17 protein-coding genes are annotated in these 15,224 nt (G+C 59.8%); 5 read left to right on the plus strand and 12 right to left on the minus strand.

Annotation, left to right across the window (positions count from 1 at the left end; translation table 11 throughout):
* Positions 1 to 32 precede the first annotated feature (32 nt).
* Entirely contained in the window at positions 33 to 3,083 is a 3,051-nt protein-coding gene (locus tag PAF20_RS13640) for a calcium-binding protein (RefSeq protein WP_271071149.1), read from the minus strand.
* A gap of 214 nt (positions 3,084 to 3,297) precedes the next feature.
* Between PAF20_RS13640 and PAF20_RS13645 the strand changes: the two genes are divergently transcribed.
* From PAF20_RS13645 to rfbA, 5 genes are all read left to right on the plus strand, one after another.
* Positions 3,298 to 5,010 carry a glycosyltransferase family protein gene (locus PAF20_RS13645; RefSeq protein WP_271071150.1) on the plus strand — a complete coding sequence of 571 codons (1,713 nt, stop codon included), beginning with the start codon at positions 3,298 to 3,300 and terminating at the stop codon, positions 5,008 to 5,010.
* Positions 5,011 to 5,076: 66 nt separating this feature from the next.
* The gene (rfbC, locus tag PAF20_RS13650; RefSeq protein ID WP_271071151.1) at positions 5,077 to 5,637 is read left to right on the plus strand and encodes a dTDP-4-dehydrorhamnose 3,5-epimerase; all 561 of its coding nucleotides are present in this window, start codon (positions 5,077 to 5,079) and stop codon (positions 5,635 to 5,637) included.
* A complete protein-coding gene (gene rfbB, locus PAF20_RS13655; RefSeq protein ID WP_271071152.1) occupies positions 5,634 to 6,671 on the plus strand; it encodes a dTDP-glucose 4,6-dehydratase in 1,038 nt (345 codons plus the stop codon). The genes rfbC and rfbB overlap by 4 nt, the downstream gene beginning before the upstream one ends.
* A gap of 17 nt (positions 6,672 to 6,688) precedes the next feature.
* Positions 6,689 to 7,540: a dTDP-4-dehydrorhamnose reductase gene (gene rfbD / locus PAF20_RS13660; RefSeq protein WP_271071153.1), complete on the plus strand. Its 852-nt coding sequence runs from the start codon at positions 6,689 to 6,691 to the stop codon at positions 7,538 to 7,540.
* Positions 7,537 to 8,409 carry a glucose-1-phosphate thymidylyltransferase RfbA gene (gene rfbA / locus PAF20_RS13665; RefSeq protein ID WP_271071154.1) on the plus strand — a complete coding sequence of 291 codons (873 nt, stop codon included), beginning with the start codon at positions 7,537 to 7,539 and terminating at the stop codon, positions 8,407 to 8,409. Before rfbD ends, rfbA begins: the two co-directional genes overlap by 4 nt.
* Positions 8,410 to 8,419: 10 nt before the next feature.
* Here the strand turns inward: rfbA and gph are convergent, their stop codons facing one another.
* From gph to flgC, 11 genes are all read right to left on the minus strand, one after another.
* Positions 8,420 to 9,061: a phosphoglycolate phosphatase gene (gph, locus tag PAF20_RS13670; protein WP_271071155.1), complete on the minus strand. Its 642-nt coding sequence runs from the start codon at positions 9,059 to 9,061 to the stop codon at positions 8,420 to 8,422.
* A gap of 3 nt (positions 9,062 to 9,064) precedes the next feature.
* Positions 9,065 to 9,763 (minus strand): ribulose-phosphate 3-epimerase, encoded by a 699-nt coding sequence (gene rpe / locus PAF20_RS13675; protein ID WP_271071156.1) that lies wholly within the window; start codon positions 9,761 to 9,763, stop codon positions 9,065 to 9,067.
* Between the two features lie 142 nt (positions 9,764 to 9,905).
* Positions 9,906 to 10,832, minus strand: coding sequence for a glycosyltransferase (locus PAF20_RS13680; protein ID WP_271073333.1), 927 nt, complete (start codon positions 10,830 to 10,832; stop codon positions 9,906 to 9,908).
* 198 nt (positions 10,833 to 11,030) lie between these two features.
* Positions 11,031 to 11,576: a hypothetical protein gene (locus PAF20_RS13685; protein WP_271071157.1), complete on the minus strand. Its 546-nt coding sequence runs from the start codon at positions 11,574 to 11,576 to the stop codon at positions 11,031 to 11,033.
* Positions 11,577 to 11,585: 9 nt separating this feature from the next.
* The gene (gene flgH / locus PAF20_RS13690) at positions 11,586 to 12,320 is read right to left on the minus strand and encodes a flagellar basal body L-ring protein FlgH (protein WP_271071158.1); all 735 of its coding nucleotides are present in this window, start codon (positions 12,318 to 12,320) and stop codon (positions 11,586 to 11,588) included.
* A complete protein-coding gene (gene flgA / locus PAF20_RS13695; RefSeq protein ID WP_271071159.1) occupies positions 12,317 to 12,751 on the minus strand; it encodes a flagellar basal body P-ring formation chaperone FlgA in 435 nt (144 codons plus the stop codon). Before flgA ends, flgH begins: the two co-directional genes overlap by 4 nt.
* A complete protein-coding gene (gene flgG, locus PAF20_RS13700; protein ID WP_271071160.1) occupies positions 12,751 to 13,536 on the minus strand; it encodes a flagellar basal-body rod protein FlgG in 786 nt (261 codons plus the stop codon). Before flgG ends, flgA begins: the two co-directional genes overlap by 1 nt.
* A gap of 12 nt (positions 13,537 to 13,548) precedes the next feature.
* Positions 13,549 to 14,265, minus strand: coding sequence for a flagellar hook-basal body complex protein (locus PAF20_RS13705; RefSeq protein WP_271071161.1), 717 nt, complete (start codon positions 14,263 to 14,265; stop codon positions 13,549 to 13,551).
* The gene (locus tag PAF20_RS13710) at positions 14,258 to 14,536 is read right to left on the minus strand and encodes a flagellar biosynthetic protein FliQ (RefSeq protein ID WP_271071162.1); all 279 of its coding nucleotides are present in this window, start codon (positions 14,534 to 14,536) and stop codon (positions 14,258 to 14,260) included. Before PAF20_RS13710 ends, PAF20_RS13705 begins: the two co-directional genes overlap by 8 nt.
* Before the next feature lie 2 nt (positions 14,537 to 14,538).
* On the minus strand, positions 14,539 to 14,817 hold the full coding sequence (gene fliE, locus PAF20_RS13715) for a flagellar hook-basal body complex protein FliE (protein WP_271071163.1): 279 nt from the start codon (positions 14,815 to 14,817) through the stop codon (positions 14,539 to 14,541).
* Positions 14,818 to 14,828: 11 nt separating this feature from the next.
* Positions 14,829 to 15,221, minus strand: a complete 393-nt coding sequence (flgC, locus tag PAF20_RS13720) for a flagellar basal body rod protein FlgC (RefSeq protein ID WP_271071164.1) — start codon at positions 15,219 to 15,221, stop codon at positions 14,829 to 14,831.
* Between the last annotated feature and the right edge of the window lie 3 nt (positions 15,222 to 15,224).

Below are 15,224 nucleotides of genomic sequence, written 5' to 3' on the forward strand. Positions count from 1 at the left end.
TGCTGCATCCGCGGCCTGACGGCGCACCCTGTCTATTGCGTAAAGTCGAACGGGCTGACGGTCGAGCCATAGACGTCGATCATCATGTCCGACCTGCCATCTCCATCGACATCAAGCAGCAGGCGTGTCTTTGCCTTATGCACCTCCATTCGTATTTCGGCCGCCCCAGTGCCGGTGAAATCAGCGGCGCCAAGCCAGATGAGCTTGGGGTCGATCCCCGACAGGTCGATCATGTCCTGACCCGTTTCGAAGTCGATGATCGTATCACGCTCAAACACGCCGTCCTTGGGTCGCGTGAAGACAAAGACGTCCGCGCCGAAACCGCCCTCCAGCACATCATTGCCCGCCCCCCCGCTGAGCGTATCGTTGCCGCGAAAGCCCTCTATCGTATCGTCGCCTGCGTTTCCGTGCATGATATCGTCGTCAAGGCCACCTTCGATCACATCGTTCCCGCCGCCGCCCTGCAGCAGGTCGCGGCCCGACGCGCCATAGACGCGGTCGTTTCCAGCAGCGCCAAAGACCGTATCGTGCCCCTCTTGTGCGAGAACGCGATCATCCCCCGCCCCTCCGTGGATGACGTCCGCGCCCTCGCCGCCGATCAGTTTGTCATTCCCATCGCCACCACGAAGGGTGTCGCGCCCGTCCCCGCCGCGAATCGAATCTTTGCCGCTGTGACCAAGGATGTGGTCGTTGCCGTCCACCCCCCAGAGAAGATCGTTGCCATTGCCGCCAGAGATCACGTCATCGCCCGCCATGCCGATAACGTGGTCGTCGCCGTCATCACCCCCAATCGTGTCGTTACCCGCATGGCCGATCAGGAAATCATCGCCACCGCGCCCCGCCATAATGTCGTCGCCAGCGTCGCCATAAAGATAGTCCCCCCCGGTGCCGCCATGTATCGTATCATTCCCGTCCCCGCCGACCATGACGTTGCTGCGACCCTGCGCGACAAGCAGATCATTCCCATCGTTTCCGGCCATGCGGTTGTTGTTCTGCCCGCCATACAAGCGGTCATGACCGGGGCCGCCGATGATCGTGTCCGCGCTGCCGATCCCTTTGAGATAGTCACTGCCCGCATCGCCGCGCAGGATGTTCCCGCCATTGCCCTCGGCAACAATAAGATCATTTCCGCCATGCCCGATCAGGATGTTGCGACCGCTTCCGCCGTAAATTCTGTCATCACCACCACCACCGGCGATAAAATCCGCGCCATCGCCGCCATAAAGCCGATCGGGACCGCCGCCGCCGATGAGGGAGTCCCTGCCTGCCCCGCCTGCAAGATAATCTGAAAGGTTGCCCCCCAGCAGGGTATCGTTGCCCTCTGCACCAATAAGGTTGTTTCTGGCCTTTGCAGCACCCTGCATCCGGTCGTCACCGGACAGCCCGTTGATCTGGCCGCCGGACGGCGCAAGCGTCAGTTTGTCTGGCCCATTTGATCCCCGGTCGAAGTGCTTTGCGCGCAGCATCGGCGGTATCGGGCCGGGTCCGGTATAGCCGCCAGAGGTGCCGCTGGCTGGCGTTACGGCAGATGGTCCACCGGGATCAGACCTCACTGGATCAACGAGGTCCGAATAGTCGATATCGTTTGCATAATGCGCCAGCCTGAACATCGATTCGGAAAAATCTGTCTCGAAAAGCGGCTTGTCATTTGCCGTGCGGATTTCGATCCGAACCTGTCCAGCCTGTAGCAATGCGCCCGTCGAGGTGGCCTGAACGCGCAGTTGTGCGATGCTGCGGATATAAGCAAGCTCTGACAGGTCCAGCTCGTCGCGAACGGGATCGAAATCAAGGATCGTCACCATTTTCGTGCCATAGCCAGGCAAAAAAATATCGTCGCCGCCGCCACCGCGAAGCGTGACCGTGCCACTTCGCGCGATCAGGATATCGTCGCCCGCACCGCCCGCCAGATGGGAAACACCGCCCGTACCGACAAGCACGTCGTCGCGGCCAGTTCCCGTGATTTTCCCCTCTCTCACCACGCTTGTGCCGATATTTCCCGGATCAAAGCTAAGCTGTGTAATCCCGTTTTCAGTCGCACTCGTCACAAAGACGGAAATTTTGCCTCCGACAACCCGCGTTTCAATCGCGGCCACATTGGCAAGTGTCATCGCCTCTGTATCTTCCAGAACACCAAGCAGGATCAGGCGGCCCTGACCGTCTATCGTCAGCACCGATATCCCATCATCGGCACCGCCAACGAATATAAATGCCCTGCCCCCGATCTCTGCCGAGGCGATGGCCGTCGCCCCTTCGAAGCGGGTCGCATTTGAATCGACGACATGATCCACCAGTGTCAGCCGACCCGAAGCATCGGCCTTGAAAACGGACACAGAATCGCTTTCACCACCAGCAACGACAACGAAACAACCGCTGGAGGACTTCACGACCTCCAGCTGATGGGGTGCGGAAACACCAATATCACTGGCAGCATCTACGACGCCGTGGCTGACAATTCCGCTTGTTCCGATCTCAAAGGTTGCCACAAAATTGCCTTGCGCCGAGGCTGCGTAGACGAAGGTCTTGCCGCTGATCGTGACCACCTCGATATCTGTGTATTCGGCATCGATATTGATGCGAATATCAGGTTTTGCGGCGCCCTTGCTGGTCAGCGACAGATCGGCATTCAGCCGATACAGGCGAAGCGTCGTGCTTCCATCGGTTCCGGCAACGATATAGCTTTCCCCGGCGATTTCGCAGACGTCCAGAATGACGATATTCGCTGGTATCTGCGACGGCGGGAACAGGGGCACAAACTTCTTCAGACTTCCATCAGCAGTCATAAGCAACGCCGAATGGATGCTGCCATGCTGCCCGGTGACCGTGACCAGGTGGCCGCCATCTGGCCGCGCCAGAACATCAAGGGTCGGGGCGGTGTAATAGGTGCCGTAGTCCTTCGCCGCCTCTTTCGAGACGCTCTGCGCGGCCTCATTCGCGCGGCCCAGGCGATAGGACGTCAGCCCACCACCCTTGTTGGAGGTCGCAACAAGGATCGCACCATTTCCCCCTTCCACAATAACCATATCGGTTATGTTGTCGGTGTAGTTATCCTTGCGCGACGCCAGCCGCACCACAAATTTCAGCACTCCCAGCCCCCGCCCCACGCGTGTGATGTCTGAACAAAGTCAGTGTGTTCCCGGCCGCTTAAGATTGCCTTGCCGCTGCGGACCGGCGGTATGGAAGATTATCTAGAATTGCCGCAATCATGCGGGGCCATCCATTGCGCGACGTTGCTATGCTTGCCTGATCGCGGCAGCCGTGAAATGAGAACGTGGTTATGAAAAGGTAGAGGAACGCTCCTTGAAGCTCGGTGATCAGGTCTTGAATGCATTCAGGCAGCTTGACAGGGCTGCCCGTGTGCGCGGCCTCGGTCACACGGCATCGCTTGCACTGCGGGTCCTGTTCACCGAGGGTCCCGCTGGCGTCCGCCGCAGGCTGGACGCGCTTGGCCCTGCCTTGCGCAGCCGCAAGCCGACGCAGCCGGATTCCGTTCTGATCCTGACGATGCCGCATGTGCTACATTTCGCCCGCCGCCTGCAATCCGTGCTTGAGGAGGCCGGTTTAGATGCCGAACTGTCAGACACTGATCGCAAGGCTAAGCAGTTCGACACGGTGTTCACCTTCGCGCCGCAGAATTTCCCCGCCGTTCCCCCGGGTCGCTGCATCGCCATTCAGGTTGAACAATCGGTTCTGCCACATCGCTGGACACCGGAATATCTGAAACAGCTTTCAGAATGCCGCGCCGTCTTTGAATACTCCCGAACCAACATTTTGGCGATGCAGGGCAAAATACCGTCGGGCAAGCTGTATCATGTTCCGCTGACCCCAATGACTTCGCCTCCCGCGCCCTCGGCGGTCGGTCCGCAGAAAGTGCTGTTTTACGGCGACGCATCGCCGGATCGCCGTGCCAAGCTGCTTGCGCAAATCAAACGCGACGTTCCGGAGCTGGAGATTGAAACAAATCTTTTCGGACCAAGAATGACACAGCGTCTGGAAGAGGCCGCGATCGTTTTGAACCTGCACGCCCAATCAGATGGTTTGCTGGAGGTCGCGCGTATTTCCGAGGCACTCGCGCATGGTTGTTTGGTCGTCAGCGAAACATCCCCCGATCAGGCGGAAATACCAGATCTTGAACCGCGCGTTGTCTTTGCGCCTCAAGGTGACGCAACAGCACTGACAGCCGCCTTGCGCCGTCTGATAGATGATGACGAAGCCTATGCGGCACAAAGCAGTATCAGCTTCGCTTCCGGGCGAGACGGATTCAGGCTTGGCGTTCTGCGGGCATTGCAGGGGCTTGGACTGATAGAGCCTGCTACCTTCGAACGGCTGGCGACCGAGTATCCCTCTCCGGTCCCGCCCTCGCGGGACTTGTCGGGCACATGTCTGACATTGCCCGAAACGCCCCTGCGCACAGACGCATTCCTGCAAAATAACCCATCGAATTATCACCTCTGGCCGGGCATGAAGGCCAGCCCCGGTTGGCGCGGCGCGGCGCTCAGCTATCGCTATATCATGCGCAATCTGCGCGATGCCAACGTACCCGAAGCGCTCGTGATCGAGGATGACGTCATCCTTCCGCCGGATTTCGAGCAGAAGCTGAGAACGGTTCGCGCCTATATGGATGAATGCGATGCGGACCTGTTCTCTGGTCTGATCGTCGATCTGCACAAGGACGCAAAGGTTTTGGGGGTCGAGCGCCGCGATGGGCTGGTTCTGGTGCAGCTTGACCGGGCAGTGATGATGATCTGCAACATTTACAGGCAGCGGATGATCGAACATCTGGCGGCGTGGGACGATAAAGATGACAATGCATTTACCAACACAATCGACCGCTATATGGAGGCCGCAACACATTTGCGCGTTGTGACGACTTTGCCGTTCATGGTCGATTACGGGGCAAGCCTGCAATCAACTCTGCGCGATGCCGATAACCACAAATTCGATGCCCTCAGGGCAAGATCAGAAGCACTGCTTGCAGCAAAAGTCGCAGAGTTCGAAGCGGCGGAAAGCTGATGAGCCGCGCCTTGTGTGATTTTGCCGCCTGTGGCACTTCCTCCTCGACCGACCGGAGATTTGAAAATGAAAGTCGAAACAACCCCACTGGACGGCGTTTTGATCCTGACCCCGCGCCGTCATGGAGACGACCGCGGCTATTTCAGCGAAAGCTGGAACCGCAAAACCCTTGCCGAGGCCGATGTGCACCTGCCCGAATTCGTTCAGGACAATCATTCCATGTCGCGAACGGTGGGCACTTTGCGCGGACTGCACTATCAATCGCCGCCGATGGCACAGGGTAAGCTGGTTCGCTGTGGGCGCGGTGCGCTTTACGATGTGGCCGTCGATGCCCGCCGCGGCAGCCCGACGTATGGTCAGTGGTTCGGCGAAACGCTGACCGAAGAAAACGGCAAGCAATTGTGGGTCCCGGCAGGCTTTCTGCACGGCTTCGTCACCATCCAGCCGGACACCGAAATCATCTACAAATGCACCGCGCATTACTCGCCCGAAAATGATGGCGCCGTCCGCTGGGATACGGTCGGCATTGATTGGGGCGTCGAAAATCCGATCCTGTCGGAAAAGGACAGCAAGGCGCCGGCCTTCGTAGAGTGGGAATCGCCGTTCACGATTGAGAACACGGCATGAAGATCATCGTAACGGGCGGCGCAGGCTTTATCGGCTCTGCCGTTGTACGTCAGGCCATCCGCGACGGACATGAGGTCGTCAATCTGGATTCGCTGACCTATGCAGCCAATCTGGAAAATGTGGCCAGCGTGTCCAACGCGCCCGGATATGCCTTTGAACAGGTCGATATCCGCGACCGTGCGGCGCTTGATCGTGTCTTTGCCGATCATCAGCCCGACGCGGTCATGCATCTCGCCGCTGAAAGCCATGTCGACCGCTCTATCGACGGTCCGGGAGAGTTCATCCAGACCAATATCAACGGCACATACAACCTGTTAGAGGCGGCCCGCGCCTATTGGACCGAACAAGGCAAACCGGACGATTTCCGCTTCCACCACATCTCAACGGATGAGGTGTTCGGCTCGCTGGGTGATGAAGGTCAGTTCACTGAAGAAACGCCTTACGATCCGCGCAGCCCCTATTCTGCGTCCAAGGCAGCATCCGACCATCTTGTTCGCGCGTGGCACGAGACCTATGGCCTGCCGGTCGTCATGACCAACTGTTCGAACAATTACGGTCCTTTCCACTTCCCCGAGAAGCTGGTGCCAGTGGTGATCCTGAAAGCGCTTTCGGGTCAGCCGATTCCGGTCTATGGCGATGGCGGCAACGTCCGTGACTGGCTTTATGTCGAAGATCACGCCAATGCGCTGCTGACCGTTCTGGAGAAGGGTGAGCTTGGCCGAAGCTATAATATCGGTGGCGAGAATGAGGCGAAAAACATCGACCTCGTCCGCACGATCTGTGCGCATATGGATGACCTTCACCCCGAAGGTGCGCCCCATGCCGATCTGATCACCTTTGTCACCGACCGGCCCGGCCATGACCGGCGCTATGCCATCGACCCGACGCGGATGCGCAATGAACTCGGCTGGCGCCCGTCTGTGACCGTCGAAGAAGGGCTGCGAAAGACTGTCGAATGGTATCTGGCCAACGAAGACTGGTGGCGCCCGCTGCTGGAGCGTGATGGCGTTGGCAAACGTTTGGGCACAGGCTGATCTGGAAAGGCATCAAAATGGATAATCTTCTGGTTTTTGGCAGAACCGGACAGGTGGCAACAGAACTGTCGCGGATTGCGCCTGACGCGTATTTCGCGGGCCGTGACGAAGCCGACCTCACCGATCCTGCTGCCTGCGCCGATCTGATCTGCAGCAAAAAGCCGAATGCAGTCATCAACGCGGCTGCCTACACCGCTGTCGATAAGGCAGAAGAGGATCAGCAGACCGCAAAGCTGGTAAACGCCGATGCGCCGGCTGCGATGGCGGCGGCATGCGCCGAACTTCGCATCCCCTTCGTTCACGTCTCGACTGATTACGTCTTCGACGGATCAGGCGATCAGCCGCGCGCCGAAGATGCCTCGACCAATCCGCTGGGGGCCTATGGCCAGACGAAGCTGGACGGTGAACAGGCGATTGCAGCCGCTGGCGGGCAGAATGCGATCCTGCGGACAAGCTGGGTGTTTTCGGCGCATGGCAACAATTTCGTCAAGACGATGCGCCGCCTCGGCAAGGAACGCGACCGTCTGACCATCGTTGCCGATCAGATCGGCGGCCCGACCGCTGCCGCAGATATCGCGCGCGCTGTTCTGACGATGGCTGAAGCCATGACAAAGGACCCATCGAAAGGGGGCATCTATCATTTCTCGGGCGCACCGGATGTCAGCTGGGCCGATTTCGCGCGCGAAATCTTCGCCCAATCTGACCTGACGACCGAGGTTGCGGATATCCCGACAAGCGCCTACCCGACGCCCGCAAAGCGCCCGCTGAACTCTCGCCTGCACTGTGCCGCAGTCAGCCATGATTTCGGCGTCGCGCGTCCGGATTGGCGGCAATCGCTTACAGATGTGATAAAGGAACTGAACGTATGACCCAGCGTAAGGGCATCATCCTCGCCGGAGGTTCCGGCACACGGCTTTACCCGATCACGATGGGCCTGTCGAAGCAGCTTTTACCGATCTATGACAAGCCGATGATCTATTATCCGATCTCGGCCCTGATGCTGGCCGGAATTCGTGAGATCGCGATTATCACGACACCAGAGGATCAGTCCCAGTTCCAGCGCCTGCTGGGCGACGGTACGCAATGGGGCCTTGAGTTTACCTATATCATCCAGCCGTCGCCCGACGGGCTTGCGCAGGCTTATCTTCTGGCGCGCGACTTCCTGAACGGTGCGGGATCCGCAATGGTGCTGGGCGACAATATCTTCTTCGGGCATCGCCTGTCAGAGCTTCTGGGCAATGCAGATTCGAAGACCGATGGCGGCACGGTATTCGGTTATCGCGTGGCCGATCCGGAACGCTATGGCGTGGTGGATTTCGATGCTGACGGAACGGTCCGCTCCATCATCGAAAAACCTGAAAACCCGCCATCGCAATACGCTGTCACCGGCCTGTATTTCCTTGACGGCACTGCGCCGGATCGCGCGGCACAGGTTCAGCCATCGCACCGCGGCGAGTTGGAGATCACCACTTTGCTGGAATCCTACCTGCACGATGGCAAGCTGACCGTCGAACGCATGGGCCGTGGTTATGCCTGGCTGGATACCGGGACGCATGGCAGCCTTCTGGATGCGGGAAACTTCGTTCGTACGCTGGAAAGGCGCCAGGGCCTGCAAACCGGTTCACCCGACGAAATCGCGTACGAGCGGGGCTGGATCGATGGCGAACAGTTGGCCGATCGTGCCAAGCAATTCGTGAAGAACGACTACGGCCGATATCTGTCCGGGCTGCTGAAATAGCCGACCGCCGTCATATGGCGGCAATCAGACCCGGCAAAGCTGAAAATTCGGAAAACAGCGCATCATGCGGCAATGTTTCCGGTTCGGCCTTGCGATAGCCTTCTGTGAACAGGAAGAACGGCACATTCGCCGAAGCAGCCGTTTCCGCATCAACCTCGCTGTCACCAACATAGACAGTTTGCAAGTCACCCAGCTCTTGCCGAACGGCAAGAAGCATCGCCGGGTCCGGTTTGCGTGGAAGCCCGCTATCGCCGCCGATCACCTCTTTGAAGAACCGGTCAAGCCCAAGATGGCGCAGCACGGAATGCGCGGGGGCGGCAGGTTTGTTGGTGCAGACACCCATCACGTGTCCGCTTGCCTGCAGAGCCTCCAACGCCGCGACCACGCCGGGATAGGGCCGCGTCAGACCAACTGCGCTTTCATACCTCGCCACAAGACTGGCAATCATACGCTCGGCCCTCTCATGATCGGAAATGCCGCGCGCGTCCAGCATCTGCTGCACCAGCATAGGCACACCGCGGCCGACGAAGCTGCGGATCGTCGGAAGATCAAAGCCCTCCAGCCCCTCTTCCGCCAAAACAGCGTTAGCCGTCGCATGAATATCGGGGGCGCTGTCGATCAGCGTCCCGTCAAGATCAAAGATGACGATCACGGCTCAGGCCCGGTTGACGGCCAACTCAGCCGCCTGCCGGAGCGCACGGATATTTTCGCCGTAAGCATCGGCCTTGTCGACCGATCCCCCTTTGAACACGGCGGACCCGGCGACCAGCACATCCGCACCTGCCCTGGCCACCAGCGGTGCCGTCTTCGGATCGACGCCGCCGTCCACCTGAATGTGAATGGGCCGGTCACCGATCATCCCGCGCAGCTTGGCGATCTTGTCGACCTGGCTGTGAATGAACTTCTGCCCGCCAAAGCCGGGATTAACCGACATCACAAGCACAAGATCGGCCAGGTCCAGAACATATTCGACCGCTTCCACCGGGGTGCCGGGGTTGAGCGCAACACCTGCCTTCTTGCCGGTTGCCCGAATAGCCTGCAGCGTCCTGTGAATATGGGGACCGGCCTCGACATGCGCGGTGATCAGATCGGCCCCCGCATCGGCATATGCCTCGATATAGGGATCGACCGGCGCGATCATCAGGTGCACATCCATGAAGCCACGAACATGCGGCCTGAACGCCTTTACGGCGGGCGGCCCAAAAGTCAGGTTGGGGACGAAATGACCGTCCATGACATCGACATGGACCCAGTCGGCACCCTGATCCTCTACCGCGCGGATCTCACGACCGAAATCGGCAAAATCGGCAGAGAGGATGGACGGGGCAATCTTGATGCTGCGCTCAAAGCTCATCGCAATCCCTTTGGCATGGGCTGGAAAATCGTATCGACGCATAGGCCCGACGATATACCGCCGTCAACCTTAACAGCCCGTCGAGTGCAACATCTTGGCAAAACCCACCGTAAAGCCCGGAAAAGCACGCCCCAAGTGACCGTTACAGCTTCGGACGGCGAAGCTTCCCCGCCAGCACGGCGGCGTAAAATGCAGCGCTACCCGCAGCGGTCTGGCGACGCAGCCCCAGTTTTTTCATCTCCAATGCCATTCGCGGCCCGGGCATATCCAAGCCCGAACTGAATCGCTGCAACAGGTCCCGGTTTTCGGACGTCAATTCGTGCTGGACCGCAGTCAGCGCCGCCGTATTGGCATGAACCCAATGGCCGTAATCTCCGGCAAAAAGCTGTCCAAGCCGGGCGCGCATCGCGGGCAAGGTATCGTTGCGCCCTTTCAGGTTGTCCTGATGCTGCCGGTACAGAAGAACCTCTGCATCGTCACGGAAAATCCTGTGACCCGCCCCGGCAACAAGCTGGTACAGCCACCAGTCATGTGCCTCTATATCTGCCGTAGCAGCCGCGGGGGCCGCCCGCTGTGCCAGATCAACAGCCTTGGGCGGCAGCAGCAGCGTGTTGCCCGCAGTCACGGCCTGGATCAGCGCATTTCGAAAATCAAACGGTCCGGGAAATTGGCGTGACGCGCTCAGCGGGTTCAAATGCACATCGCAGATGGTGGTCCGCGCACTGTACAGCCCCAGATCTCTATCAGAGCCGAGCACAGCAATCGCGCGGGCCAGCTTATCCGGTCGCCAGACGTCGTCCTGATCGGAAAATGAGAGATACTCGCCCCTCTGCGCGTGACCGATCATTGACAGGAAATTCTGCGTCGCCCCCTTGCGCGGTCCTTCGACAAGCTGCACCTGCCCATCAGGTCGAGAGGCCGCAAAATCGCGCAAAATCTGCGGTCCTGCATCGTCCGAGCCATCATCCGACACGACGAGCCGCCAATCCTTATGCGTTTGTGCAGCGATGCTTTCCAGTTGTGCCGCGATATGTTCGGCACCCTGATAAAGTGCCAGACCAATCATCACCCGTGCCAAGCCAACCCCCGCACTGTTACCCTGCAGCCCTCTGCCTTTCGCTGCATGTGCCGTGTTCGCGCCCCGTTTCGCAAGACCCGACAGCTTGCGTGAAAGATCTGCCTCGGTATTGGTGGCCAGTGCCGCGACAGCCGACCCTTAACCAGGCCGCATCAGCACCCGCAGAAAGGTCCGTACGTCAGCCCAACGTCAGGACGCGTTTTGTCTGGCGATATCCTCGATCAAAACGTCCGTTACCAGACCCTCGGTCACGCCAGTCGCCGCAGCCAGCAGCGATTCCCTTAGCCGTCGCAACCGGGCATCCAGCGTGAAGTTCCCGTCGAACCCACCTGTATTCGCATGGATCATCAGGCTGCGCAGCAGCGCGTCGCGCAAGCGGTACTCATGGCGATAGACCTCCTCTTCCTCGCTTTCCGGCATTTCGACTGTCAATGTCAGGACCATCATACCATCCAGCCGGTCGCCATGCATGACGGGCACGAAAAACTGGGTCGGGAAACGGTAATAGGACATTGCCGAACGGTCCGCGTCCTTGTTCTGGATTGAGACATGACCATCATCTGCGCCCCCCTGCGCGCCAGCCGGTGTCACGGAATCAGCCTGCCCGCCTTTCGCTGCGCGTTCTGCCGTAAGGGGCGCTGTGTCGCCGGCACTCCCTCGCAGATATTCCCCTGCCAGCAAGCCGCCGGTCACGACAAGAACAAGCGCAAGGATAAAAACAGCTTTTCCGATCATAACCTTGTCTCAGTATGGAAGAAAAATGTCTGCGATCTGCTGCCCATAGCGAGGCTGCTGAACATCGCTGATCTGGCCCCGCCCGCCATAGGAGATCCGCGCACCGGCAATGCGATCATACGACACCTCATTGCTGCGTCCGATATCCTCGGGGCGGACAAAACCGGAAACCGTCAGTTCACGAAGCTCGAAATTCACGCGCACCTCCTGACTGCCGCGGATATGCAAAGTGCCGTTCGGCAGACGGTCGATCACGGTGGCAGCAACGCGCAGTCGCAGCTTTTCGCGGCGAGAGACCTTTCCGTTGCCCTTATAGGCAGAATCCGCATCCGCCTCTGCCAGTTCCGCCATCGAGGCATTGCCCCCCATTTTCTTGTCCAGACTTTGCGGCAGGCCACCGAATGCAGGGATACTGACATTGTCCGAGGCCGAGCGTGAGCGACTGGAACTGTTCGAGATTTCCGCCCTGTCGTCGATCTCGATCAGGACGGTCAGAATATCGCCGCGCGTCGTCGCCCGCGCGTCCGCCACCAGAGAACTGCGCTCCCCCCGCCATAACGAGGCGCTGAACTCCGGACGTTGCGGCGATTCGGGCAGGTCCAGTTCCGGCTCTGTCATGGCGATGAATTCCGGCGTGCTTTGCGGCTCGGTCAGTGTCGGGGGGCGGCCGATATGATCCACGCGGTTGCAGGCTGCAGCAGACAGCAATGTCAGCGCGGCAGCAAAAATGCTGGTCAATCTCATCGCAATTCCTTCAGTTGGTCGCCGGCAAGCAAGGTTCCGTCATCAGCGACTCTGGCAGAGATCGTCTTGCGCGATGTCAGGTTCATCGCCCGGACAATCTGCCCCGCGGCGCCTTCCGTCAGCGCCCTGCCTTCAGTCGCAATACGCAACGAACCCGCAGCGTAGACGATGCGCACGATCTGGTTCCGTTCGACCAGAACCGGCGCGCGAAGCGCGGCGGCCGTCACAGGCCGCCCTTTGTAGATCGCGATCCGGGCCTGCTTGCCGACGGCCAGAGCGTTTTCTGAAAGTCCGACGGAAACCTGATCGTCCCATGAAAGGTCATCGCCGGAGATGATAGTGCCCACCGGAATGTCGCGCGCCGCCACGACATTGGCCATCGCAGCGGGCGCGGCCAGAAGGCCAAGCGCAAAATAAATAAACCACCGCATCACCGCACCTGTACGGTCGCGCCAAGCATCTGGTCGGCAGCGGTGATGACCTTCGCGTTCAGCTCATAGCCGCGCTGTGCCTTGATCAGTTCGGTGATTTCCCGCACCGGATCGACAGAGCTTTCCTCCAGATAGCTTTGGCGCACGGTGCCCAAACCGTCCTGCCCCGGAAGTCCTATGATGGCCGGCCCCGATGCATTGGTTTCCAGAAACAGGTTGGAACCGACCGCCTCCAGCCCCTTTTCATTGGTAAAACCGGCAAGCGTGAACTGGCCCAGCAGCTCCGGCTGCACCTGATCGTTGAAATAGGCATAAGCCTCGCCATCGGCATTGATCGTCACGCGCCGCGCGTCGTCGGGGATCGTGATGCCAGGGGCGACCGGATAGCCGTCGGATGTCACGATTTGCCCATCGGCAGATCTTTTCAGCGCACCGTCGCGCGTATAGCCAGAGGCACCCGAAGGCAGAATGACCTCGATATAGCCATGCCCATCTATGGCGAGATCCAGTTCACCGCCGGTGGGGTTCAATGTGCCCTGGCCGACATTCACCGTCACCGATGTCGGACGCGCGCCAAGGCCAAGCTGAATACCGGCAGGCACAGCCGTGCCATCCGCCGCCGTGATTGTTCCGGGTCGAACGGCTTGCTGGTAATGCAGGTCGGCGAAATCGGCGCGGCGCGGGTTATAGCCGGTGGTCGACATATTCGCGAGGTTGTTGGAAATGACATCGACGCGCGTCTGTTGGGCGCTCATGCCGGTGGCGGCGATCTGCAGGGCCTTCATGGGATCTCCTTCTTATCGGGTCAGGGAGGCGATGGTGTCGCGGATACGCTTATCCTCGCGGTCCAGAAGATTCTGGCCGATCTCATAGGCGCGCTGCACCTCGATCATGCGGGTGATCTCGGCAATCGGCTGAACGTTGGAGCCTTCAAGGAAGCCCTGACGGATCGTTGCGTTTCCAGCAGGTTGCAACTCATCGCCTGCGTCGAACAAAGTGCCACCGGATCTTTGCATCAGCTGCGTTTCAGGGGGCGCGAAAAGACCGATGCGGGCCAGCTGTTCGCCGTCGGCCGACAGGGTTCCGTCGGGACCGACAGCGACAGATGCAGCACCCGGCGGTACCTGGATCGGGGCCAGCCCTTCATCCAGCAGACGGTGACCATCCGCATTCATCAACTCTCCCTCGGCAGAGGTCAGATAGGCACCGGCGCGGGTTATTTTTACGCCATCATCGGTTTGCACAGCGAAGAAGCCCGGCCCATCGACGGCCAGATCGTAAGTCCCGCCGGTCAGCGTCATCCCGGCTTGCTCAAGGTCCAGCAACCTGCCCCGCGCATTGGCCATCGACAGCGCGTCAAGACCGCGCCCAGTATCTGCCACATGCTCTGAGAAAATGACCCCCTCGCGCCGGAAGCCGGTGGTTTCGGCGTTGGCGATGTTGTTCGCAATCACCCTCATTTCTCGCATCAGGCCGGATTGACGCGTCAGCCCCGCATAGATCGCGTTATCCATGTCCCGGCCCCATCTCGATCAGCGGCAGCAGGCTGTCGTTGAAAAACCCGGCCAGAATCGCTGTCATGAAACTCATCGAGACCCAGAAGACCGCAAGCATCAGGCCGATCTTGGGTACAAAGGTCAGCGTCATCTCCTGCACAGAGGTCAGTGCCTGAAACAACCCGATCATCACGCCCGCGATCAGTGCAACCGCCAGAAGCGGGGCTGACATACGCACGGCAATCCACAATGCCTGCCGCGTCAGGTCGAAGATCAGGGTTTCGTCCATGACTACACCGGCATCCGCAGGATTTCCTGATATGCCTCGACCACCTTGTCACGGATGGCGACCGCCGCATCCAGCGCCAGTTCCGCCTCTGTCAGCGACAGCACCAACTGGCGCGTATCGCTGGTACCCGACATGGCGCCGATTGCGCTTTGATCTGCCTTCGCCATCACGGCCTCGAAATCGCCCAGGGCGGCAGCGGCGCCTTTGTCCACAGGGGCCGCAGGCTCCGCCGCGCCAGTTCCGCGCAGATAGGCCGCGACGATATTGCTGGAAGAAATCATGATTGCACCTTTCAGCGACGCAAGAGTTCAAGAAGAGAGGATGACATCTGTCGCGCCTGCTCAAACACGCGCAGGTTCGCCTCATAGCTGCGGCTGGCCTCTCGCGCGTCGGCGATTTCGACCACCAGATCGACGTTGGAGCCGGCGTAAAAGCCGCGCTGATCCGCCATGGGATGCGCCGGGTCGTGGATCTGAACAGGCGCGGTCCGGTCCAGCATCGGCGCAGATGCCCTGACGCCACCGGATTGGCCGCCGCGTTCAAGCACGGTCTGAAAGCTGACCAGCTTGCGGCGATAACCCGGCGTATCCGCATTGGCGATATTTTCCGAGATATGACGCAGCCGGTCCGCCTGCGCCTGCATCCCCGAAGCCGCGATAGCGGTGACAGAGGTTGTGCTGTCCATGCC

Origin of the sequence: Paracoccus albus (assembly GCF_027913035.1) — a bacterium.
Taxonomy (GTDB): domain Bacteria; phylum Pseudomonadota; class Alphaproteobacteria; order Rhodobacterales; family Rhodobacteraceae; genus Paracoccus; species Paracoccus albus.